The following is a 25,605-nucleotide window of genomic DNA, read 5'->3' on the forward strand; positions in this document are numbered from 1 at the left end:
AACACTACCTTCTCCACCATCAGAAGTGTCTGATGGGATGTTAACGTTGGAATGAAAAAATCAACAATAAACGACTTTATCAGAAAATCTATGAAAAAAGGAATCACTCTGCTGCTTGCATTACTCGCATTCACAACACTCTCTGCACAGTATCAACCCGACTGGAACTCGCTCGACAAAAGGGAAATACCTCAATGGTGGAAAGATGCCAAGTTCGGAATCTTTATCCATTGGGGAGTCTATTCTGTACCCGCCTACGCACCGGTGAACGAGGTGGATGGAGTGTACGAGAAATATGCCGAGCACTATTATAACCGGCTGTTGTCAGGCAACAAGTTCTTCAAGGATTTTCACACCAAACATTATGGTGAAGAGTTTAGCTATGCCGACTTTGCACCCATGTTCAAGGCGGAATATTTCAACCCCGACGAGTGGGCTGAACTTTTCCGCGAGGCCGGAGCCAAATATGTGGTGCTCACCTCAAAGCATCACGACGGGTTCTGCTTGTGGCCCAGCACGCATTCCCCACGTTGGAACAGCATGGTGACGGGACCGCATAGCGACCTGATCGGAGAGCTCTCCACCTCGGTCCGGAACTCCGGTCTCCGTTTCGGGCTCTACTATTCATTGCTGGAATGGGCTCACCCGTTGTACTCCAAATCCACCATCGAAGAGTGGGTAGATACACACATGATTCCACAGATGAAGGAGCTGGTAAACAATTATCAACCCGAGATCATCTTTTCGGACGGAGAGTGGGACTACGACAGCAAAACCCTGAAAAGTGAAGAGTTTCTGGCCTGGCTCTACAACGAATCTCCCGTTAAAAACAGCGTTGTGGTGAACGACAGGTGGGGCAAGGAGACCCGGAGCAGACATGGAGGCTACTATACCACCGAGTATGATCTGGTACACAGTCAAAAGGGAATCGGCGACAAGGCAGACCACCCATGGGAGGAGAGCCGGGGTATCGGCACCTCATATGGATATAACCGTTTTGAAACAACAAAACACTACCTCTCCTCCAAACGGCTGATCGATATCCTTATCGACAAGGTGACCAATGGTGGAAACTTTCTATTGAATATCGGTCCGGATGCTACCGGCATGATTCCGGTAGTTATGCAGGAAAGACTGCTCGATATCGGAAAGTGGCTGAAAGTAAACGGAGATGCCATCTACTCCTCACAGCCGTGGAGAAGTCCCAACAAGCCCAAGGAGGGGAATCTGCACTTTACCCGGAAAGATGGAAATCTATATATCATATTGAAAAAGTGGCAAAAGGATCCCATCATTCTCACCGGACTGAAAAGCGCTGGAAAAGCAGAACTGCTGGGTTATAAAGGGGATTTGAAGTCGACCCTCCAACAGGGGAAGTTGACGATTACACTTCCCCAGCTAACTGTCGACGAGCTGCCTTGTGAACATGCCTGGGTGATCAAGGTCACGAACTTTGCGGAATAATTCTCCCTCCCTGGCCGCTTCTTCCTCGTAGATACCTGGGTTTCATCTTACATTTCGGCAGATGTGAATGGATGCGATTTCGAGACATAAAAGCGAGTTTGAAAAGATCTATCTATCCTACTACTCGAGGATGAAACGGTTTGCACAGGAGTATGTGATCCGCGAAGAGGATGCCGAAAATATCGTGCAGGATCTATTTCTCGATTTGTGGGAACAGAACATTGAGTTGCTCTCGCACTCCAATCTCTTTGCCTACCTGTTTACTTCCGTGAAGAACAGGTGTATCGACTTTCTCCGGCACAAGACAACCGTGCGTAACACTGCGCAGAAATTACAGGACGACTATACAAAAGCCCTGCAGATTAAGTTTCAATCCCTGGAAGCATTCGATGAGCAGCTGTTTTCTGAACCCGATATTGAAACGGTCATTCAAAACGCTATCGAAAGCCTGCCTGAGAAATGCCGGGAAATTTTTGTTTTAAATAAAATTGAGGGGAAAAAGCAAAAAACCATCGCACAGGAACTGAATATCTCTATTAATACCGTGGAAAACCAAATGGCAATAGCCTACAAAAAACTAAAAGAGATACTAAAAGATCACATCCCTTTACTTATTTTTTTGCTTGCTTAATTTTTTTTGTTTTTTCTTGGTGGTTTTTTCACGTTCGATCGTTAATTAATAAAGCAGAAAAAGAATGGAGGAAAAACTCCCTAAATATTTCTCGGGTGAACTGGAACAATCTGATATTTCCAAATTGCTCAACGAAGTGGGAAACGACGAACTTTTACAAAAGGAGTTTGTAGGCATGCAGAACGTCCATGCACTCATGCAGCTGCCTCAATTGCCAAATGATGAACAGGAAGGAAGGAGAGGTTTCCAGCTCTTTATGCAGCTACTGAAGAGAAGAGAGCGGCAGCAGGTTGTCTGGCGAACCATGCAATATGCTGCAGTTGCGCTGGTACTTATTGCCTCCACCTTTTTTGCCACCCGCTATTTTCTTGTAGGCTCAGACGGTGAAATGGAGCCGAACAGACTGGTCGTTCCAGCCGGTCAGCGTGCTCAACTGACACTGCCGGACGGTACATTGGTGTGGCTGAATGCACAATCCTCATTGACCTTTCCCGCCCGTTTTCACGGAAAAACACGCCGGGTAAGCGTCTCAGGAGAGGCATATTTCGATGTGGCTTCAAATTCAAGAAAACCTTTTATCGTCTCAACACAAGAGATGGAGATGAGGGTACTTGGAACCGAGTTCAACGTCTATAGCTACCCTGAGGCCGACTACATCAGGACCGATCTGGTTGAAGGCTCACTGATGGTATATAGCAAAAGGTCACCCCAGACCAGGGTTACATTGAAACCCAACGAACAGGTTGTCATGAGAGAGGGCAAGATGTATGTCAGGAAGATCAACAGTCCCGACTACTTCCTTTGGAAAGATGGGATCTACTCGTTTGAGAATGAGCGGCTGATAGATATCATCGAAAAACTTCAGCTCTATTACGATGTCAAGATAATTGTCAAGGATCCTGAAATATTTAACGTCCGATACACCGGCAAGTTCCGTCAACGCGACGGAATAGACGAGATCCTCAGGATCATACAGAAGATACAAAAGTTCACCATCGAAAAAGAGAGAAAAACCAATACGATAACGTTAAAGAGATAAACCATTAAAAACGATATGCCTATGATTAAGAGCGAATAGCGAATAAAAAAAGGCGATGAGTGCGCCAACACCTATCGCCCAAAATAAAGCAAACACAAAGAGATCAATCCTTAGTTATTTACTTTAAACACACAAAGATATGAAAATAAAGAGTTCAAAGGATCACTTTCTGTTAAAAAAAAGTGATTTTAAATTCCTATTTAACATCATGAAAATCTGCTTATTCCTATTGTTTGCCTTTACTTTCCAATTGATGGCGACAAATACAAAGGCCCAGGATGCAGTCATTGAACTGAAATCTAACTCTGTAAGCATTAGCCAGCTGATCAGTGAAATTGAAAAACAGACCGACTATCTGGTAGTATACAGCAACCGTGAAGTGAATACTTCACGCACGGTAACCTTGAAAAAAAAGTCGGACAGAGTATCGGAATATCTTGATCAAATGTTCAACGGTACGGATATCGGTTACGATTTTGAGAAAAACTATATCGTACTTTCGAAAAGGTCTTCGCAAAGCGAAGGGGCAATTACCAGTTTGGCACAAACACTGCAACAACTGGGAAGAACAGTACGGGGAACCGTTACGGACACGAACGGGGAACCCGTGATCGGAGCAACGATCATCATAAAAAACAATCCGTCGCAAGGCACCGTAACCGACTTTGATGGAAAGTTCTATTTGTCTAACATTCAAGAAGATGCCGTGCTACAGATCACATATGTGGGCATGAAACCCCAGGAGGTAGCTGTTTCCGGCAGAAGTACAATCGATGTCGTCATGGAGGCCGATGTGGAACTGCTGGAAGAGATTGTGGTAGTAGGTTATGGTACACAAAAGAAGAGAGATGTTATCGGATCTATCTCCACAATCAACAGCGAAGATCTGATAAAGGCAACCGGTTCCGCCTCTTTTGATGCTGCACTGCAAGGGCTTGCTCCCGGGTTGATGGTGTCGAACGAATCAGGTATTCCCGGTTCTCCGGTACAGATCAAAGTGCGTGGCATCAACTCGATCTCTTCAGGAACCGATCCGCTATGGATCGTGGATGGCATCCCCATTGTAAGCGGAAACATGGGAGCATCGTTTGACGGCGAATCGTCTCAGAACGTCATGTCGATGATCAATCCTGCAGATATTGAATCGATCCAGATATTGAAGGATGCTGCCGCAACATCTATCTACGGCTCCAGGGGATCAAACGGTGTTATCCTTGTGACCACCAAATCGGGCAAGAAGGGTGCCATGAAGTTGTCAGTGGATCTCAAGTCGGGAATAAGCAACTGGGCAAACAGAGACATCGGTCTGGCTACCGGTGCCCAGTATATTGAAATTATGGACCGGGCTTATGCCAATAGTGGCATGAGTGGTTTATACGACCCACAGGCTTCACTAAACCAACTGGATGGGGTGAGCGCTACCATCACGAGGGAGGAGGCTATGGCAACCAATACCGACTGGGGAGATGTGATCAGCCGGACAGGTATTTTTACCGAGGCAAACCTATCTGCCACACAGGGAAGCGACAAGGGAAGCTCATACCTCTCGTTGCGTTACAGGAAAGACAACAGCATCCTCAAATTTAATGATCTGGAGATCTTTACGGCAAACGCCAACCTGAGCTACAACCTGCTCGATCTACTCAACATCAATTACCGTGGAAACATCTCATTCTCCAACAATAACCGTTCCAAGTCCGATCACGGAAGGGGAGGCGCAGGAGGCTGGGCACAGGTGAATGCCTATTCACTGCCATGGATGAAAGTATATGACAATAGCGACAACGGCATCAACGGTTTCTGGAATCCGTTGTCGGGAGCAAACGCACTGGCTGGTATCTCACCCCTGAATAGCGAGAGTAATCTGCAGACAACAAATATCCTGCAGGGATTGAACGCAACACTGAAAATCATGGAGGGACTCTCATTGGTTGGAGAATTCGGTGCCAATCTGGTATTTGACAAGGGACTTTCATACCGTGGAGCTGGTATCCGGATTGATGGACCCATTGCTCAAGAGGAGAAAAATCAGCTCACAGTTCTCAACTACAACTCGTTCCTGAATTACGACAAGAACTTCGGCGAAGACCACTGGGTGAACATTGTGACCGGCGTGGAGAATACCCGTTACCACTCTCACAACACCCACCTGGAAAGCCAATCGCTGATAGGTAATTTCCGTGAAGTGGGAAGACCTGAATCGGTGAAAGGTTACAGCGTCCTGGGCGGAGAAAGCTACCTGCGGGGTTACTTTGGCAGGGCCAACTATAAATACATGGACAGATATATCGTTGGTACAAGCATCCGTCGCGACGGAATTTCGAAGTTTACCCCCGAGAACAGATGGGCTACATTCCTTTCCGGTTCGGCAGGATGGATCATTTCTGAAGAGGAGTTCTTCCAATCGAGGGTGGTCAATCTGCTTAAGCTGAGGGGGAGTTATGGACAGACCGGCAATACCAATATCCCGAGCGGAATCACTTCCGACAAGTATGAGGTTCGAACCGGCACAAACCTGGGAATCCCCAGTACGCAGATTGTCAGTATCGGCAACTCTGATATCAAATGGGAGACGACAAGCACGCTCGATTTCGGGTTCGACTTCGGATTGCTGAACAACCGGATCAACGGTTCACTTGCCTACTATAAACAGAATGTTTCAGACATGCTTCTGGCGGTAGCTCTCCCTTACTCTGCCGGAATATTTGGTGGAAACGTCATCTGGCAAAACATAGGTGATATGGAGAACCGGGGCATTGAATTCAATGTGGAGGCTGCCGTACTGAACGGACCGTTCAAATGGAATGTCGCTCTCAATTTCTCCACAAACAGCAATAAAATCCTGGCCCTGGATCCTGAATCGGATGCCAACAATGTAGGCATGACCCAAATTGAACCTTATGAAGACAGGGTGATCACCATTTTCAAAAAGGGGCTCTCGCTGGGTACCTGGTATATGGCCGAGTCGGCAGGTGTTGACCCAGAAAAGGGTATCCCGATGATTTATGAGGTAAAGGTGAATGACGACGGCACAACATCTCATACGGGTAGAATCATTCCCGGAACAACCACCAATATGGAGGCAAACAGGATGATCCTGAAAGGAAAAACCTCGATTCCCAGATTTGTGGGAGGGTTTAACCACCAGTTTGCATACAAGAACTTCGACATGAATATGAATTTCTCATTTGCCACAGGTCACTATATCTATAACCGACTGTTACAAAGCACCCTTACTCCTAACAGAGGTGTTCGGGCCCTCTCCAGCAGGTTGCTTACCGAGGCCTGGCAAAAACCTGGAGATGTTGCCAAATGGCCGAGGGTAGTGATGAACGTGCAACATTTCTACGATGATGAAGGAAATCCCACAACTGAACCGGTAACTTATGGCAGCGAAGAGAAGTATATCTCCTCCATGTTCCTCGAAAAAGGGGATTATCTGAAACTGAACAATGTCAGTCTGGGTTATACCTTGCCGGTGGCGGTTGCGGCCAAGCTCAAGATGCAGTCGTTGCGTCTCTCCTTAAGTGTCTCCAACCTCTTAACCCTGACCAGCTTCTCGGGGTACAATCCGGAGGTGCCTCTCGACCAGGCTTCAGCAGCCAGTTTTGTTAGCTACAACTCAATGCCACAGGCTCGTACATATAGTCTTGGGCTAAATATCAATTTTTAAATAAACACTACAGCAATGAAGACGACTATAAAATATTTATTATTGATATTCACTCTCTTCACTACAATCTCCTGTAATCAGGATGCATTTTTCGAATTGAAGAGACCAAATCAATTCCCCTGGGTGAATGTTAACGAATTGGAACTGGGAGTAAGGGAGCCCTATTTCCTGTTGAACAGGGATCCCTGGAGTCACGCTTTTGGAACGATCGCTCTCAAAAATTTCACAGAATCCGATATTGCCCTCTTCCTCCCTCAATTTGTGGGAGCAAGCGCCTCTGCAGCCTACTACAATCGGGAGTTCAGCAAAGCGATCCCTGCTTACGAAATGTTAGATACATTTATCAAGCTGTATGAGATGGTCACCGCCTGCAACGGACCGTTACAGATGCTCAGTGATGCGGAAGAGGCCGGTGAAGATCCATTCCCCAGCATGACTCAGGCCGACAGGGACAAGGTGAATCAGTTCAAGGGAGAGCTCCTCTTCATGAGGGGACTGGCCTACTGGTACCTGGCAAGAATGTATGCTCCACCTTATAACCCCAACGGCAATAATGATGGTCGCTTTTTCACCCTCCGAAGAGAGTTCACCACCTCATCGGAACAGCTGAAAAAACCGGTACTGGGAAGCGTGAAAGAGGTATATGACGCCATCGAAGAGGATTGGACAAATGCCAAAAACCTGCTGTTTGAAGATCATGCTCCACTGGTATATGATGTAAATGTCAGGGCCCGCGCCAATAAGTATGCCGCCTCAGCCATGCTGATGCGCCTCTACTTTATCAAAGGAGAGCATGACAAGGCCCTGGCCGAGTGTAACTATATCTTGAACAGCCCAATGTATGATCTTACGGAAGAGCCGATCCAGGCATTCAACAAGAACGGGAAAGATGGCTGGGGTAGAGAGGTAATCTGGCAAACTGCCTGTGATGAGATTTCCGGTGCTTACGGCCGTATGGAAACAATCTACACAAGAAGCCACTTCTCAAGTACCAGCATGGCAGCCTGGGCAAGCCAGCCCTTATCTCACTGGGCATTGAAACAGGTTGGCTGGATGAATGAAGATCTGTCTGAAACCGAAGAGGCCAGAAATGACAAGAGATACCAGCAAATATATTTCCGTTATGATGAGGATCCCAGATCCCCAACAGTAGGTCCGATGGTATGGAGCCACAAATGGTTCAGGGCACCCGATCAACGCAGATCGAACCGACCGCTTATCCGGCTTGCAGAGGTATATCTTACCCGTTCAATCATACTGTTCAACAAAAATGACAAGGTTGGGGCAGCTGCCGACCTGAATGTGGTTCGAAACCGGGCCGGGCTGGCCAATATCGATCCGAATGCATTGACGGCAGATATGATTCACAATGAACGTATCAAAGAGATGGCAACTGAAAATGGAGACAGGACATATTATCTCATCGGCTTGCAGTTGCCGATTGGAATTGGCGACAGGGACCCGGGCAAGTTTTCGCCGGTAATGCCTCCATATTCGGAATATTACTGGCAGGTTCCGATAGTTGAACAAGATCAGAATCAGTCCTATCATGATAATTGATCCGACTCATCCCTAATTTTCAGTTCCTATAAGATATTGACAGGATTGAAAGTCACTTTGGAACCTGCAAATCAAGCAGAACCAAAGTGACTTCTTTTCCATTCATCAAGCGGCATTCGAGTGTTTGTGCATATCCAAATAGTAAAACAGGATAGACAAACAACGAGATATTTCAGCTGTTTTACGGGGAGACATCCCGCGTAGAGTTCGTGAAACATTATAGATACCCTAGCTATGCATACAACCAGATATTCGTTGATTCTCATCCTCACCCTCCTCTTCTCTCCCCTTAGCGCCCAGGACAACCAGTTGCCGCCATGGGAGAAAGGAGATCTCGATATCCATTTTATCAGTACAGGCAGGGGCAATTCCACCTTTGTCCTGATGCCCGATGGCACGACTCTGCTTATCGATGCGGGTGATCTGAACAGTGAGTCGGAAAGGTATACCCCTCCTGTTCCCGACCGGTCAAAAACTCCAGGTCAATGGATTGCAGATTATATTCAACAGTTTCATCCAGAGAAGAAGAATGGCACATTGGATTATGTGTTGGTTACTCACTACCATGATGACCATATCGGGAATTTTACCCCACAGTCCAAAACAGATATAAAAGGCGGATATAAGTTATCGGGGATCACCGAAGTAGGCTCCATCATTCCAATCAGAAAACTGATTGACAGCGGTAGTGATTTCCGGCCTCTTGGTGAAAAAGGCAATAGCTACCTTATCGGCCAACTGGAGGAATACAGGAAGTTTATCCGTTTCCAGGAGAAAACAAACGGTATGGCGTATGAAAAATTCAGGGTCGGGTCGCTATCCCAGATAAAACCCGTCAAAGATCATGCAGCATATCCCGATTTCGTGGTGAAGAACCTCTTCTCGAACGGTGAGATTGCAGCTGTTTCCGACAGCACCATTGCCATCAGAAAATTCAAGGAGGGGGATCTGCCACCCGAGAATGATCTCTCATCGGGTATCCGCATCAGTTATGGAGCCTTCGACTTCTACACCGGCGGGGATATTCCGGGTATCGGTCATACCGGAGCACCCGATAACGAAAGCATGGAGTCGCTGGCAGCTCCTGTTATCGGAAATGTGGATGTAGCCACGTTGAACCATCACGGAAACCGGAATTCACAGAATGAATTCTATGTACGCACCTTGCAGCCAAGGGTATGGATCGGCCAGAACTGGACCATACGGCACCCTGGAGAAGAGGTGTTGAGACGGATCATGAGCCCATACCTCTACCCCGGTGAACGCGACCTTTTCACAAACGCACTCCACCCAGTCAATGAAAGCTATCTGGGCGATCTGGTGAAGCACTACAAATCAAAAAAGGGACATATCGTTATCCGTGTCTACCCTGGAGGAGACCGTTATGATCTATTCATACTTGACGACTCCTCGGCTGAGCGGCCGGTCGTTGGCAGCTATTCTTACAAATCGAAATAGCTCTATGCCATCCTCCTCCCTCAAGGGAATAGATCGACACTTCAGAAGAATGATCAACCGATGCAAGAAGATGAATATGGGCAACTTGATTGTTTTGTGGATCTCACTGTTTCAGGTATCTGCGGCCGCTTCTGTCACGCCGTTGATCCAGATGGAGAGAGGAGGCAGGGAGGATCACAACCCGTGCAGGACTGACGACACGCTCTGGATAACCGATTTCGGAGCCATTCCCGATAGGGGGGACGACAGTAGAGCCGCCATCATGAATGCTGTCTCAACCTGTTTAAAAAGAGGTGGAGGTGTGGTATCGGTGGCAGGGGGTACATTCTTTTGCAAAGGGCCCCTCTCGCTGAAGAGCAATGTAAACCTCCATATCGCAGGAAATGCCAGGCTCCTTTTCAATTCCGACCCGGACGACTATCTACCTGCGCTCTTCACCCGCTGGGAAGGTGTGGAGATCTATAACTACTCCCCCATGATATATGCCGGGGAGCAGGAGAATGTGGCCATTACCGGCAATGGCGTTATCGACGGAAACGGACCTGAAGGATGGGGTGAGCTCAGAAGCAGGCAATCTCCGGCGCAAAACAGGGTAAGGGAACAGGGAGCAGCCCTGCTGCCGGTAGCGAAACGGCAATTCGGGAAAGGCGATTACCTGAGACCACCTTTCATACAGTTTATCAATTGCCGTCAAATTCATGTTGAAGGGGTCACCCTTACCAACTCACCTTTCTGGATGCTACACCTTGTCTACTGTAGCGATTTTGTGGTCCGTGATGCAACATTCAGGAGTACAAACAGCAACAACGACGGAATTGATATCGATTCCAGCATGAATGGTCTTATAGAGGCCTGCACCTTTTTTACCGGTGATGATGCCATCGTCTTCAAGTCGGGCAGAGACCAGGACGGGTGGAGGGTAGGAAAAGCTACCCGCAATATTCTGGTCCGTAACTGCCAAATACCGCAGGCGTTGCATGGAATAGCCTTCGGCAGTGAACTGAGTGGAGGTATCGAGAATGTGATGGTTGAAGATATCAGCTGCCGTTACGCCAAACGCGTCATGCAGCTGCAAGGGTTAGCAGAATCCCCGTTGAACAGAATCTCATTCAAGGATGTTTCGGTAGAGAATGGAGAAACTGTTTCCGGAGAGATGAAAAATTTCAATGAGGTTCTTTGCGGTAACTTTTCAGTTAATGGTACCGGGGAGTCTGCCCTATTATCAATTGAGTGATCTCCTGCAGCTTCACCCTAAGGGGAGCTATAAAATTGTCGAGGAATCACACGGAAACTTGCGGAAAAGAGCCGCTTCTGAAATTGTGGAGTTTCTGATTTCTAAAAATGAAAATTAGCTGATAATAAATTATATCACCCTGCATATGAAAAAGATACTCTTTGTTTTCAATCTTATGCTGCTTTCAACTCTTATCGCCAACGGAGAGGAGAAGCCGCTGCTGAAATTCAAACCGGACGCAACGTTCAAAATTGTCCAGTTTACCGACACCCACCTCCAATATGACTCCTACCGCTCCGACAGTGTGCTGGTGATGATGAAAAAGGTGATAGAGAGAGAAAAACCCGATCTGGTGATATTAACCGGTGATGTGGTCGGTTCTGACAACCGGAAGAGAGCCTGGTTGAAGGTCGCACAGGTAATGATCGATGCCAAAACCCCTTGGGCAGCCATGTTTGGAAACCATGACGCTGAATATGAACTTGACAAGGAGCAGACGATGGATATCATTGTGGGACTGCCATACAGCCTGACTGAAAGGGGACCAAAGGGAGTAAACGGCTTAAGCAACTATATCCTGCCCATTCAATCCTCAACCTCATCAAAAACAGCCGCTCTCTGTTATGTTCTGGATGTTTCGGAAACGGCCTATCCGTTGGAAGATCAAACGGGCACCTTCACCTGGATTGATGATAGCCAGGTAGAATGGTACAAAAAAGAGAGTGCCGCCTATGCAAGTCAGAACGGAGGAACCCCCATTCCGGCACTGGCCTTTTTCCATATCCCTTTCCCTGAATTCAATGAAGTAGCCGGAAAGAGCACCACGGTGGGAGTCCAGTGGGAGCTCAATCCCGCACCCCCCCGGATCAGGTCGAATCTCTTTGCCGCCATGCAGAGCTGCAAAGATGTCATGGGGGTATTTGTAGGTCACCATCACAACAACAACTATATCGGATGTCTGGACGATATCTGCCTGGCATTTGGCCAAAACAGCGGACGACAAGCTTATGGCGATCTGGGAGCCGGTGCACGTGTCATAGTGCTGCACGAAGGAGAACGGAGATTCGACTCCTGGATCCTGAAACTCTATGAGAACAGTCGGGACCGCGACATATGGCATCCTGCTCACAGCATGGAACCACTATTTTTTGTCTCCTATCCCGATCACTTCAGGGAAAGATTGGGCAACCCGGGGAAAATCAATATGGTTTCACGAGGGGTGAACAGCGCAACGATTCGACTCTCCGGTAAAGGAAAAGCGACAGTCGACTGGGGTGACGGCTCGGCAAGGGAGGTGATCAATCTGAGCGAAAAGCAGGAGTTAACTATCAGGCATGCCTACCCCGATGCATCCATCCATGTCATTACAATAAACGGGAGCTATATCTCCGCCCTGGAGTGCAACAACAATGGTCTCACTTACCTCGATACAAGCCACGCCCCGGAATTGAGCCATCTCGACTGCAGCGGCAACCAGCTCCCCTGTCTGGATCTGTCCGGCAATGGTGCACTGAAGGTACTCTGGTGTAACAGGAATCTGCTGTCGGAGTTAAAACTCTCCAATAACAGCCAGCTGACTGAGCTCTATTGCCATGACAATCTGCTTGCGCAACTCGATTTAAGCAGCAACAGGGCCCTGATAAGAGTGAACTGCTCCCGGAACAGGCTGAAGAGCCTGGAGCTGAATTCAAATGCAGAGCTGACCCGGATGGACTGTTACGAAAATCAGATTTCGACGCTCGATTTCAGTAACAACAAAAAGCTAAACTATGCGGTCTGCTCCGACAACCAACTCACCACCAAAGAGTTGAATAGGCTCTTTTCCACCTTCTGGCGGGAGGCGGCAGGCAAGATCTTCATTGGTGGCAACCCGGGAGAAAAGGAGTGTGACCGGAGCATTGCAGAAAAGAGGGGCTGGAAGGTGAGTTTAAGATATTAATGAATGATAGGGAGATGAGCACAAAAAAGATACTCTTTGCCGCCTGGTTGTTGTGGTTTTTGCTTCTCCATATGGCGGTAGCACAGGTGGAGGCGGGAACTCATTTCCCCGATTGGGAAGAGGGATTTCTGGATATTCACCACATCTATACCGGAAGGGGTGAGGCGGTATTTGCCATCCTCCCCGATGGCACCACCATGCTGATTGATGCCGGTGAAACCGGGACAGACAAACGCAATTTCAGGCCGGATGCCAGCAGAGGCGCGGGAGAATGGATATCACGTTACATTCTAAGGATGATCCGCCCCCTGTCGGAGAAGAGAGTCGACTATATACTCCTGACCCATTTTCACGACGATCATATGGGAAATATCGGACTCAGTGACAGGAGATCGGACAAGGGAGGATATATCCTCACCGGCATTACCGAATTGGGGGATCTCATTCCGTTCGGGAAGATAGTTGACCGCAACTGGCCACACTACAACTATCCCCGCCTCATGTCCGACAATGCGAACCTGCAGAATTATATCCGCTTTGTCAACTGGCATGTAGAAAACGGTGCAACGGCTGAAGCTTTCAAGGCAGGATCCAACGGGCAGTTCAGGCTTCTTAAGCAACCTGGTCGATACCCGGAATTTGAGATCAGGAACATTGCTGCAAACGGCGAGGTATGGACCGGCAGAGCGACCAATACCCGAAACTATTTTCCCCCTGTCGACCAGCTGACAGAACGGGAGTATCCCGAAGAGAACCTTTGCAGCGCGGCTATCCGGATATCGTATGGCAAATTCGACTACTTTAACGGAGGCGATATCCTGCACAGCTACGCTCCAGGAACCTGGAAAGACCTCGAGACCCCGGTAGGCATGGCTTTGGGCAAAGTGGATGTATGCGAAGCAAATCATCATGCGAAAGATGCCATGGGAAAAGGTTTTCTCCAGGCAGTGCAACCCCGGGTCATTGTCGTACAGGGTTTTGCCCTGAGCCATCCCGATGCCACGGCACTCCGAAACATGCTCTCCAAGGAGATTTACCCCGGCGATCGGGATATCTTTCTGACCCATCTCTTTGATGTCAACAGGACTGTCCTGGGAGAGAAACTGATCTCTCAACTGAAAAGCACGGGCGGACATGTTGTCGTCAGGGTAAGACCGGGCGGGGATAGTTACCAGATCTACGTTCTGGATGACACTTCGGAGAGCTACACCATAAAAGGGGTCTACGGACCATACGAAAGTAATTGATCACTCTTGAACCCAGAATCATCAGAGATGAAAATATTCAAAACAATACTGTTTGTGCTGTTAGCAGTCTGCCAGACCGCACTCTTTGCACAGGTGAAGGTGGGCGACACCTTCTCTGCATGGTCGGAGGGTTATCTGGATATCCACCACATCAACAGCGGCAGGGGGGAGAGCCTCTTTGCCATCCTGCCCGACGGAACCACCCTGATGATCGATGCAGGTGAGATCGCTCCATCGCCCCGAACCACGGAGCCACGCCCCGACGAAAGTAGAAGTGCCGGTGAATGGATTGCCCGCTATCTTCAACAGATGATGCGTCCACTCCCGGAAAAAAAAATCGATTATCTCTTGCTGACCCACTTTCATGCCGACCATATGGGAGATGTGAAACTGGCACGAGAAAGGTCAAAAAAGGGAGATTACCTCCTCTCCGGAATTACCGAGGTGGGTGACCGGATTCCGTTCAGAAAGATTGTCGATCGCAACTGGCCCCACTACAATTGGCCTCATCAGTTGACTGGCGACCAGAACATGCAGAATTACATCCGGTTTGTAAAATGGCAGGTGACCAACGGTGCCGTGGCCGAACAGTTTGAAGTGGGCTCCGACAGGCAGTTTACGCTGCTTTATCGGGCGGAGCAATATCCCGGGTTCGAGATCAGGAATATTGCTGCCAACGGTTGGGTCTGGACAGGCGTCGGGGATAATCGCCACAATCTTTTCCCACCGATGGACCTCATTGACCATGATGAATTGCCGGGTGAGAATCAATGTAGCGCAGCCATCCGCATATCCTACGGCAAGTTCGACTATTTCCATGGCGGTGATATTGTCAACGCCGGCGCAACGGGCAGTTGGAGGGACATTGAAACGCCGGCAGGATGGGTTACCGGTCCGGTTGAGGTTTGTAAAGCCAACCATCACGCCAGTCACGATGCCATGGGTGAACCATTTCTGAAAGCGGTACGTCCGAGGGTCATCGTGATGCAACCCTGGTCTGCCAGCCACCCCGATCACCGGGTACTTCAGCGGATGATGGATCAGTCGGTATACCCTGGAGAGCGGGATATCTTCTCCACCAATCTCATGGAGGCGACTAAAACAGTGCTTGGAAGAGGCACCGAATCGATGAAGAGTCGACAAGGCCATGTCGTGATCCGGGTTCAGCCCGGTGGTGACTATTTTACCGTTTTCATCCTCGATGATAGCGCCGAGAGTTACGCCATAAAATCGATCCATGGTCCCTATGAATGCAGATAAGAGACAAAAGCTCTTCCTGCTGGTCCCTATCCAGCTGGTGTTGGCACTGCTGGCCTTGCAACATGGAGGGTTCCTCTTCAGGTCGGGTACGGCTGCCGGCGGGATAGTGATCCTGCTGCTGATCATCCTGGAACGGATGAGACTGAAACAGACTGTAACAGGGATGTTCGCCCTGATAATGGCCCTCTCCCTCTCCATCGTGGGAGACTGGTTTCTCTCGCACCGGCATGGTGAGAGCCTCCGGTTTCTTTACGGAATCCTCTTCTTCTTCCTTGCCCACGCAGGGTACCTGTGGTATGCCCTGCACCAGGGAAGCATGAGATGGAGAGCTACCCTTATCCTGCTTGCCATCTATCTCCCGTTCTACCTGCTGATACTCTATCCGGCATTTACAGACAGGCGGGTGATGATTGCCGTGCTCGGCTATCTGCTCATCTCGGTCTGTTCATTGGGAGCAGCCCTGGGAATAGGAGGCGATCAACGCTCCAGGCTCGCATTCATCCTCGGTATAGCATCGCTGCTATTCTCCGATACCATCATTGCCCTCCGTGAGTTTACCGGTTACCACCGGTTCAATTCACTTATCCTGCCCACCTATTACCTCTCCCATATCTTTATCGCCTGCTCACTGTTATTCCGGCAATCCATCGCAGATGAAAAAGAGAGTGACCCTTCAGGCGAGACGCCAAATGAATAGTTTCCGCCGGAAAAGGTGAAAAATAGCTTTATATGGTGTATATTTGCGTGCTATGACTCTAAAAAACGGCTTGACAACTCCTACCCGTAGGGCTACAGTTATCGTCGCCCTCCTGCTCCTTTTGTCTGCATCAATCGACACCAAGGCCCACAATGCCGACTCCCTGATTGTCACGCTGGACAGGGTTATCAACAAACGGTCGAATTACATGGCGCAACGTGAGGAGACAATAGAGATGCTCAAGCAAAGAAAGAGGTGGCTAAAGGATACCATCGCGATCATCAATGTCAACCGGGAGATCATCGAGCAGTACAACAGTTTCATATGCGACTCTGCCGAACATTACATCCATGAGAACCTGGCGTTGGCTAAACGTTTGAATAACGACGAACTTGTGGTGGAGCAACTGCTCCGCCTATCCTACATCTACTCCCTGTCGGGGCTGTTTCTTCAGGCCACCGAAATATTCAATTCTCTCGATTACGACCGGTTACCCGACAATTACAAGATATGGTACTGCTGGAACCGGATCCGTTATTACGAGAACCTGATTTTCTATACCGCCGACGAACGGTATGGCCATCAATACGAGGAGCAGAAAGAAGCCTACCGGAAGATGGCGATGGAGTTCCTGCAGGAAGAGTCGGAGGAATACAGGAAGGAATTTGCGCATGCCCTTCAGCAACAGGGGGCGTTTGATGAGGCCGAAGAGCTGCTGAAAAAGATTTTCGAGGACCAGCAACCCGATCGGCACGCCTATGCCATGGCAGCCATGAATCTGGCAAAACTGCACCGCATGACCGGCGACAAACAATCTGAAAAAGAGTATCTCACGATTGCGGCAATCACCGACACCAAACTGGCGGTGAAGGAGAACGAAGCACTTCTGTCGCTGGCGCTCCTGTTACACGAGGAGGGTGATATCGACCGGGCCTATGAATATATCCGGGTGGCACTCGACGATGCCCTCTTCTACAATGCCAGGTTCAAGAACGCGGTTATCGCCCGGGTACAACCCATTATCGAAGATAATTACCTGAAAAAGATCTACTTGCAACAAGATAATCTGAAGCGTTTTTCAATCGTTACCAGCCTCTTTGCACTGGTGCTGATTCTCACCCTCTCCTACCTCTTCTTCCAGGTGAGGGCAGTTACCAGAGCCCGGAAGGAGCTCCGTGAAATGAATGACGAGCTGCGACGGCTAAACCGGAAACTGGATGAGGCGAACCGGGTGAAGGAGCACTATATCGGACATTTCATGAATCAGTGCTCGATTTACATTAACCAGCTGCACAGGTTCAGGAAAAACGTGGAGCTGAACATGAAGACCGGTCAACTGGCCAATCTCTTCAAATTCTCCTCGGAAGAGCTGAAAAAGGATATCTCCGAACTACATGCCAATTTCGACAAGGCGTTCCTGGCCCTCTTTCCCAGGTTTGTAGAGGAGTTCAACTCCCTGCTCAGACCGGGGGAGGAGTACTCCCTCGAGCATGGAGAACTCAATAACGAACTCAGAATCTTTGCATTGATGAAACTGGGAATAACCGACATGAAACAGATAGCCGACTTCCTTCACTACTCGGTTCAAACCGTATATAACTACCGGAGCAAGGTAAAAGGGAAAGCCAAGCTGACAGGCGAAGAGTTCGAGGAGATGGTGTTGAAGATCGGGAGTATCAACTGACTTCCCCGATAAAAGAAAAAACCCCGGGACCACAAGTAAGGGTGCCGGGGTTGATATCTCTCTCCAGATTTCCTATTCGCAGTTCTCTTCGATCACGAAATCGCTTCCGGTCTCACTGTCCAGAATTTGAACACTCTTCTCCTGGTTGGTGAAACGAACGCGGATTCCCACGATCTCCACCTCCTTGGGCAATCCGAAAAACTCTCTCGGATAGATATACCGCTGAAAGGCCGTCACTGTACCCAGATTGCCTAACGATTCCATCTGGGTTCGCGCCGAGACTTCATCCACCGTTTTCTCCTTCACTTCCCCATTTTCCATATAGGTAACCTTCGCCTGCAGATAGACGTTACCCCCTTTGAGACCTCCCTCGGTCACATAATTGGGTTCATTGTACCGGATGGCAAAGATATCACCGAATCCGAACGTGGCGGGAACAAACGAGAGGGGCGGATCGGCAGTGAAATCCATCATCGGTTCAGTACCGCCGGTAACCTGCAGCAGTTTCGACTCCAGCACATCATCACCGGGATATTTCTCGCCATTGAATCCGAACGCCTCGCCACAGAAGGTGTAACCGGCATTGAACTTCACGGCACGGCTACCGGTACGCACCTTGATCTTCACAACACCCTCGACCACCTTCTGGCTCGGGATCTGATCGTGGATCTGGAAGGTGGTGGCCGACTTGAATACCACCCACTCTACCGGACCGGTATTTCCGAGTACTCCGAAGCGGCTTTGGAACGAGCCAGCCCAGGGGAGTCCGTCACTCGGGTTCCTGTCGGAACTGCTCATCAGCACCATCGGCTCATCGGTCACCCTGTTGCCAGCAAAGTCGGCCTGCGTGGTCAACGTCAGTGTAGCATTCTCCTTCACGTTCCATGCCTTGGGCATTAATATACCGAACGCAAGCTTGCTGTTTCCGTCGGTTTCCGCCACGATCTTGATCCTGACGGCAATCTCGATGTCACTATCTACCTTGGCGTCATCGGGATGAATGATCTCCTCGATGGTCATACAGGTGGTCACCATAAAAATGATGGCCAGGAGGGAGAAGAGATATTTATATTTTCTTATAAGTTTCATAGGTGAATCATTTTACTGGTTAATGCTTTTAAAGGTGTATTTGTAAGAGAGGGCGCTGCAATCGAGCTGGAAAGGAATAATAAACTCCCCTTTTTCGAAGTATGCCACCACCGTCTCCGACCCTTTCAGTCTCAGCTCATTGGGAACCGCGTCGGTATTGAGGTAGGCCTCCTGTCTGCCCTCCGGAATCTCATATCCGAAGGGGAGAAAAGGCACCTCCCCGTTATCGAAGGTGACGCCACTGATCCGGTTATCGGTGTAGTGCAACGTTAAACGGAAGGAATCGAAGAAATCGAGTTTAGAGGCGATGTCGATTCCGTTAATATTCACCTCATCGTACTGATACACATGGAACAATCCGTACTGGATATCGTAATCGCCGGGAGTGTCGTTCGACATCAGGGTACGGTTCTCATCTTCGCACCCGGTAAAGGCGATAGATACCGTTAGCAGGAAATATATGATGCTCTTGTTTATCTTCATGACTGTTGTTTTTTTTCGTTTCTTTTTTTTTTTCATTAATGGAGTATCGTGTCGATATCTACCCAGAAGAAGCGGGGCCGGTAGCTGCTCACGTCGCTGAACTGCTGCGCGAACACCTCGGTATTGACGTTGTAACTTACCAGGATCATTCCCTCCTTTTCGAACCAGGGATGCGCCATTGCATTATAGGTCAAAAGATTGGGGGTGTCCTGCTCATACGTCTTGAATATCAACTTCTTGTTCCGCCACGGTCCAACCGGGGTATCGGAGACGAATGTGTAAATCTCACCCGAATTAAAGGTCTTCTTCTGCGTGAGCAGCACGTACTTGTCTCTCAATTTGAAAACATTGAATTGCGAGGAGACCGGTACCGAAGCTAACCCCTCCAGCTTGACCGCATCCGCGGGATTACCGCTCCAACCCGAACCGGTGTAATATTCCCAGCTTCCGTAGGGATTTCCCTCCGGTACGCGAGCAGCCAGCACTTCAGAGATGGGATCAAAATCGTTCCGCACATCCACCTGTGCATAGATATAGTTATAGTCTCCATCGTGAAGTGCCGCCATTCCGAAGTGGACATCGGCAGAACCCTCATACGGGACAGCTGTTACCCTGATCAATTCCAGATCCGGGAGAGAGTACTCCAGCAGGTCTGTCCTCTCGTACATGAATCCCCACATCCCTTCGGCTCCCTGATACATCAAGGTTTGGAAGATATAAAGCTTCTCTCCGTTTACAAAACCATGTCCGGGCCAATACCATTTCCGTTCATCGGGGTAACCCGGAGGAACGGCCGCCGACGCCTGCGGGTTGCCACCAAAGCCGTAAATCGGAGTAACCCTCATCGTCTCACGGTCGTAGAGGAAATAGGTATTACGGTACATGCGGTCGGAAGTGGAACGTTGACCGTTTGTCACAGGACCGATATAGGAATCCCCCATCAGGAAGATAACCCGGCCATCGGGCAATGGTATGGAGTACATGCCGTCACCTGCCGTCACGCCTCCCCTGTCGGGGATGATTATCCGGGCAATCGACCGGTCAAGGCCATCGATCTTGGTCTGGAGGCTCCGTCTGGTCACCTCCTTTTCTCCATCCATCAGGGTGAGGATCACCTGAACCGGTTCGTTGTATGGCAACCGGGTAAAAAATGTCGAGGTCTCTCCCTTGGATAAGGTGATCGCCTTGCCTGGCTTTGAAAGTTCCAACCGGAAATGGTCGTACCGCGAATCAATGTCGCCCACCTCCCAGCTCACGAAGAGCGTATCGGCATTTGATCTGCTCGTCATTGAGATCTGGACGGCAGAACCATCCTCCTCGAAGGGATTCTTCCTGATACCTTCATCGCCTTTAGAGCAGGAGATATGGAAGAGGAAGAGGATAGAGACGGTCAGTTTTACTCTATTACATAGTCGCATCTTTTCACTTTGCTATTGAATTACTTTATTTTATAACAGGTTATTACCGTGTCAGGTTCGGATTGAGCCTTTTTTCCCTGATCGGATAAGGCAGCAACAGACTCTCCTGGGTAAAGGGGTTGGTATGTCCAGGTGTCTGGTAACCGATCAGCTCTACCATCTCACCCGTCATCACATGCAACGCCTTACGGCTTCTCACCATGTCGAACCAGGTCTGATTCTCAAATGCAAGCTCCCAGAAGCGCTCCTTCAACACCTGATCGGCAGTGATCGAGGAGGGTTTCAACTCTCCAGGCAGTGCCCTGCTTCGCACCGCATAGTATGCATTGATAGCGTCGCCATCGCTCGTGGTACCGCCATCAGCCCTCGCCTTCGCTTCGGCCATAACCAGAAGGAGGTCGGCATAACGCAAGAGGGTGAAGTTTGCACCCGACTTGCCGACAACTGCTGCATTCTGGTCCCAGTACTTGTAAATAAACGATCTGTCGAATTCAACCACACCCGATCCGTCGAGTGCCTCCTTTGCCGAGTAGTAGAATGTCTGCTCCTCAGCCCGGCGATCTCCTTCTGGATAGGAGTCAAGGAAAAGCTGGGTAACCGTTACTGCTCCTCCATAAGCGGGACTTGCAGAAACTGGTTTTGCCGGTGCCGGGTATGGCAAGAGAGCGAAGTGGAGAGGATTGCCTGCGTTGTCTGCCTCACGCTGAAGCGACCAGATGATCTCACCTGAATTCTCAACACTCCTTAGCTGGTTGTAATTGTCGAAGAGGTAGAAACTGCCGCTGTTATAGACCTCCTTGGCCTTGTTGTAAGCCTTGGCAAAATATTCCGCCCCCTTTTGCAACGGGTAGCCCCCCATTGTCAGGAGAACTTTGGCATGCATCGCCTTTACGGTCCCTTTGGTAACCCTTCCTTCCAGGCTGGTCCACGGAAGATTTTCCATCAGTTCTCCAGCCTTGACCATATCGGCATCGATCTGGTTGTATACCTCCTCCATGCTCGAGAGTTCAATCTCGGTATCGCTCAGGTCGCGTGTTGGAGTAAGTTTAAGCGGAACCGGTCCATAAAGCCTCACCAGGTTGAAGTAGAAGTATCCTCTCAGGAAGTAGACCTCCCCCAGGAACTGATTCTTCTTAGCTTCGCTGATGGTTCCCTCTGCCATCCCTTCAATGCCTTCAATGATACTGTTACAGTTCTCAATGGCGCGGTAGGCCGATTCCCAGAACCGTTGCACATATCCGTTGTTTTCGGCAACCATCAGGCTGTTCGCCTGTGCAAGGTCCTGCGTGCCGGAACCGCGTGCCCGCTCTCCGTAACCATGCAGAAACTCCAGGAAGATGTAGTTTTGTGAACCCGGTTCCACATCGGAATCGAAAATATCGTCGAGGAAGGTATAAACCCCGTTCACCGCGGCGAGCGCTTGTTTTTCGTTCTGGTAGTACGACTCGGGGTTGAGAAAGGTTTTGGGGTCCTCTTTCAGGAAGGAGTCGCACGCTACCAGGGTAAGTGCCGCGGCAATTAACCAGTTTAGTGGTGATAATATCTTTTTCATAGAGCTTTTCGTTTTAGAATGTTATCTTCAGGTTTGCAGTGATGGTAGTTGGCCGTGGATAAGAGTAGAAATCGATACTCTGCCCGTTATCGGTGCTGAAGGCACCCAGCTCGGTATCGTAACCCGGGTAAGCGGTCAAGAGCGCCAGGTTCTCGGCCGACACGCCAACCGTAAGACCGTTCACCTCCTTGAGCCATCTCAGCATCTCTTTTCCCAAGGTATAGGTCAGTGAGACGTTGCGGAGACGGAGAAAATCACCTTTGTGCAGCATGAAGGAGTCCTTCTCGTTTTCTCCGAAATAGGGATCGGAGGGGAGACGCAGTGCAGCGATCATCGTGTTCTGGTTCTCCGGTGTCCACGCATTCAGCATCGTCTTCATGCTGTTGCTGTAGAGGGCACGGTTCTCTCCCATGGCACGGGTGATGCTCATGATCTTGAATCCATATACGTAGTTGAGGTCGACCAGTAACGACAACCCCTTGTAGGAGAATTTGTTCACCATGGTCAAATTCCCCTTGGGACGACCATTACCCATCAGTTGCCGGTCGGCTTCGTCGATCTTGTAATCACCGTTCACATCCTCGTACTTGATATCGCCCGGCTTCTTGCCATACTTGGCAGCCTCTTCAACCTCTTGGAGGCTCCATGTGCCCAGTCGCCTGTAGACATAGTAGGAGGCCCACTCGATCCCTTCGCGTGCGATGGTGTTGTTTCCGGTCTCGATGGTCTCCCCGTTGATGTCGATCGTCATCAGCTTGTTCGTCGCATATACCAGGTCGGTTGTCCAGGAAAAATCGCCGGTATTGATATTTCGTGATGTAAATGTTGCTTCAAACCCGTTGTTCCGAATCTCGCCCAGGTTGGTCCATGTGGTGGAGTATCCGGTAGTGATGGGCACCTGTTTCTGGAAGAGCAGGTCGCGGGTCGACTTGCTGTAGAAGTCGAGAATCAGTTCAAACCGGTTATTCAGGAGGCCCAGGTCGAGTCCCACATTGAACTGGCTCGACGACTCCCATTTCAGGTCCTTGTTGCCCAGATTGCTCAACACCACGAATGAAGAGAGTTCCTTATTGAAGATGGTGGTGCCGTTTCCGTACTGCGAAATGGTACGGTAACTGGGAATCGAGGCATTTCCAACAAGACCGTAACTTGTCCTTAGCTTGGCCTGGCTTACCGTTTGACGCAACGGCTCGAAGAACTCCTCTTCCGAGAGATGCCAACCGGCCGATACTGAAGGGAAGAAACCGTACTTGTTGTTTGCACCGAAGTTGGATGCCCCGTCGGCACGGAAAGTAGCCCCGAGAAGGTATCTATCCTTGATGTTGTGGTTCATCCTGAAATAGTAGGAGTTCATGGTGTTCTGGTCCATTCCAGAGGTAGGCTCGTGCCAGGTGGTTCCGGCCGAGAGGTTGTGATAGCCGAACGAGTCGTCAAAGAATTGCTCGGAACCCGACGACGAACTTTCGGAACGGTTATAGTACCAACTGGCTCCCAATACGAATTCGGAACGAAGCAATCCGGAAAGGTATTCGTCGTTGTAGGTGAAGTAGTTCTCGCTACTCATCTTCTGATTGTCATAGTTGTAGATATCTGCATAGCCGCCGTTGTTCTCGCTCACATCCTGCAATCCTGCCTTTGCGTAGCTCATCCGCTTCCGGTAGGTCTGCTGAAGGTCTCCTTGCAGCGTCAAGGTCAGTTTGCTGGAGAGATCGATGGTGGTGTTCAGGCTGAAGAGCGAGAAGTTCTGCTTCCATTCGTCCCTTCTGTCACGCAACAGCAGTAGCGGGTTCTCCCCCTCCTCCGAAAACATGTAATCACCTTTCCGGCCCCAGGTTCCATCTTCATACCTGACAGGTACGATGGGCGGCATCTCGATCATGTTGCGAACCACACCCTGTCCGAAAGAGTTCTCCATGTCGTTATTGTTTCCCTTTTGACTTCCTACCGTACCTACGACCTGCATCCTGAGCCACTCCTTGATCCGGCTATTGACGTTTACCGTACCCGATATCCGCTCATACTCCGACCCTTTGACTATACCCTCATGGTTCTGGTAGCCGAGACTAGCATATATGCTGGTATTATCTGAACCCGAGCTGTAAGAGAGGATATGGTCGTTCGTGACCGCGGTCCGTGTCAGCTCTTTTTGCCAGTTGGTATCATACTTGGGCGAGGCGATAAGCAATCCGTTATCATCGTAGCGGTAATTTCCCGATCCATCCTTCGCATAATAGAAGAGCCGCTCATCGGGTGTGAGCAGATGAGGCATCACTTGCCCGCTGTATGCGTAACTCCTCCGCTGTACCTCCATGTACTCGTCTGCATTCAGTACGTCCAGCTCGCGGGTCATGAAGCCAAAACCGACATTACCGTCATAGGTAATGGAGCCTTTGCCCTTTTTGCCTTTTTTCGTAGTGATCAATACCACACCGTTCGAGCCTTGTGCTCCATACATGGCGGTAGCCGCAGCATCCTTGAGAATATCGATCGACTCGATGTTTGCCGAGTTGATGATGCCGGGGTCTACCCCTACCACGCCATCAAGTACATAGATGGGATCCTTCCCCGCATTGATTGAACCCATGCCTCGCACACGAAGGGAAGATGATCCTCCCGGCCTTCCAGACATGGATATATTGGTCACACCGGCCACTTTACCTGCAATACTCTCCATGATGTTAAAGGCTGAGGGGCGTTCGTTCAACTCTTCACTCTTCACCGAGCTGACGGCGATGGAGACATCCCTTTTGGAACGGGTTCCATAACCGATTACTACCAGGTCTTCCATAAGCACCGCATCGGTACGTAAAACTACCTCGAAATGGTTCTTGTTTCCGATTTCGAGCTCTGCTGTGATCATGCCCACATACGAGATCGCGAGGAGCTTGTCTCCCCCTGCGATATTCAAGGTGAAACTGCCATCGATACCGGTGGTGGTACCCCTGTCGGTACCCTTTATCATCACGGTTGCACCGATAACCGGTTCACCCTCCTCATCGACCACGACTCCCGTGATGTTCCTCCCCGTCTGTTGGGAATCTGGGCTTGGCGTGGCATGCACGTTCAATCCCATACCAAGGAACAGGAGCAGCACCATCATCATTTTCATTAGAATGGGCATTCTGCCCGGTGCATTTACATTCTGTCTTCTTTTCATCTTAGTGATAATTTAACTTG

At 49.5% G+C, this 25,605-nt stretch carries 17 protein-coding genes; 12 read left to right on the forward strand and 5 right to left on the reverse strand.

Annotated elements, in window-relative coordinates:
- Nucleotides 1-90: 90 nt before the first annotated feature.
- From ING2E5A_RS00335 to ING2E5A_RS00390, 12 genes are all read left to right on the forward strand, one after another.
- Nucleotides 91-1,464, forward strand: coding sequence for an alpha-L-fucosidase (locus tag ING2E5A_RS00335; RefSeq protein ID WP_071135692.1), 1,374 nt, complete (start codon nt 91-93; stop codon nt 1,462-1,464).
- Between the two features lie 67 nt (nt 1,465-1,531).
- Nucleotides 1,532-2,095: an RNA polymerase sigma-70 factor gene (locus ING2E5A_RS00340; protein ID WP_071135693.1), complete on the forward strand. Its 564-nt coding sequence runs from the start codon at nt 1,532-1,534 to the stop codon at nt 2,093-2,095.
- Between the two features lie 64 nt (nt 2,096-2,159).
- Entirely contained in the window at nt 2,160-3,134 is a 975-nt protein-coding gene (locus ING2E5A_RS00345; protein WP_071135694.1) for a FecR family protein, read from the forward strand.
- Nucleotides 3,135-3,387: 253 nt separating this feature from the next.
- Nucleotides 3,388-6,807 carry a TonB-dependent receptor gene (locus tag ING2E5A_RS00350; RefSeq protein ID WP_161941912.1) on the forward strand — a complete coding sequence of 1,140 codons (3,420 nt, stop codon included), beginning with the start codon at nt 3,388-3,390 and terminating at the stop codon, nt 6,805-6,807.
- Nucleotides 6,808-6,822: 15 nt separating this feature from the next.
- Nucleotides 6,823-8,367: a RagB/SusD family nutrient uptake outer membrane protein gene (locus ING2E5A_RS00355; RefSeq protein ID WP_083373095.1), complete on the forward strand. Its 1,545-nt coding sequence runs from the start codon at nt 6,823-6,825 to the stop codon at nt 8,365-8,367.
- 234 nt (nt 8,368-8,601) lie between these two features.
- Nucleotides 8,602-9,825: a ComEC/Rec2 family competence protein gene (locus ING2E5A_RS00360; RefSeq protein WP_071135697.1), complete on the forward strand. Its 1,224-nt coding sequence runs from the start codon at nt 8,602-8,604 to the stop codon at nt 9,823-9,825.
- Nucleotides 9,826-9,829: 4 nt separating this feature from the next.
- Nucleotides 9,830-11,059, forward strand: coding sequence for a glycoside hydrolase family 28 protein (locus ING2E5A_RS00365; protein WP_161941913.1), 1,230 nt, complete (start codon nt 9,830-9,832; stop codon nt 11,057-11,059).
- Between the two features lie 145 nt (nt 11,060-11,204).
- The gene (locus ING2E5A_RS00370; protein ID WP_071135699.1) at nt 11,205-12,998 is read left to right on the forward strand and encodes a metallophosphoesterase; all 1,794 of its coding nucleotides are present in this window, start codon (nt 11,205-11,207) and stop codon (nt 12,996-12,998) included.
- A gap of 14 nt (nt 12,999-13,012) precedes the next feature.
- Entirely contained in the window at nt 13,013-14,245 is a 1,233-nt protein-coding gene (locus tag ING2E5A_RS00375; protein WP_071138103.1) for a ComEC/Rec2 family competence protein, read from the forward strand.
- A gap of 27 nt (nt 14,246-14,272) precedes the next feature.
- Nucleotides 14,273-15,505 (forward strand): ComEC/Rec2 family competence protein, encoded by a 1,233-nt coding sequence (locus tag ING2E5A_RS00380; protein ID WP_071135700.1) that lies wholly within the window; start codon nt 14,273-14,275, stop codon nt 15,503-15,505.
- Nucleotides 15,492-16,202 carry a lysoplasmalogenase gene (locus ING2E5A_RS00385; RefSeq protein ID WP_071135701.1) on the forward strand — a complete coding sequence of 237 codons (711 nt, stop codon included), beginning with the start codon at nt 15,492-15,494 and terminating at the stop codon, nt 16,200-16,202. Before ING2E5A_RS00380 ends, ING2E5A_RS00385 begins: the two co-directional genes overlap by 14 nt.
- Before the next feature lie 52 nt (nt 16,203-16,254).
- Nucleotides 16,255-17,886, forward strand: coding sequence for a DUF6377 domain-containing protein (locus tag ING2E5A_RS00390; RefSeq protein ID WP_071135702.1), 1,632 nt, complete (start codon nt 16,255-16,257; stop codon nt 17,884-17,886).
- A 72-nt stretch (nt 17,887-17,958) separates the two neighbouring features.
- On the opposite strand, the gene ING2E5A_RS00395 is transcribed toward ING2E5A_RS00390, so the two are convergent.
- From ING2E5A_RS00395 to ING2E5A_RS00415, 5 genes are read right to left on the reverse strand one after another with little or no spacing between them, the layout of a single operon-like run.
- Nucleotides 17,959-18,975, reverse strand: a complete 1,017-nt coding sequence (locus tag ING2E5A_RS00395) for a DUF4961 domain-containing protein (RefSeq protein ID WP_071135703.1) — start codon at nt 18,973-18,975, stop codon at nt 17,959-17,961.
- Nucleotides 18,976-18,987: 12 nt separating this feature from the next.
- On the reverse strand, nt 18,988-19,458 hold the full coding sequence (locus tag ING2E5A_RS00400; protein WP_071138104.1) for a hypothetical protein: 471 nt from the start codon (nt 19,456-19,458) through the stop codon (nt 18,988-18,990).
- Between the two features lie 35 nt (nt 19,459-19,493).
- On the reverse strand, nt 19,494-20,876 hold the full coding sequence (locus ING2E5A_RS00405; protein WP_071135704.1) for a DUF5005 domain-containing protein: 1,383 nt from the start codon (nt 20,874-20,876) through the stop codon (nt 19,494-19,496).
- Between the two features lie 43 nt (nt 20,877-20,919).
- The gene (locus ING2E5A_RS00410) at nt 20,920-22,428 is read right to left on the reverse strand and encodes a RagB/SusD family nutrient uptake outer membrane protein (RefSeq protein WP_071135705.1); all 1,509 of its coding nucleotides are present in this window, start codon (nt 22,426-22,428) and stop codon (nt 20,920-20,922) included.
- 13 nt (nt 22,429-22,441) lie between these two features.
- A complete protein-coding gene (locus ING2E5A_RS00415) occupies nt 22,442-25,585 on the reverse strand; it encodes a SusC/RagA family TonB-linked outer membrane protein (RefSeq protein ID WP_071135706.1) in 3,144 nt (1,047 codons plus the stop codon).
- Between the last annotated feature and the right edge of the window lie 20 nt (nt 25,586-25,605).

The organism is Petrimonas mucosa (assembly GCF_900095795.1).
Lineage (GTDB): Bacteria > Bacteroidota > Bacteroidia > Bacteroidales > Dysgonomonadaceae > Petrimonas > Petrimonas mucosa.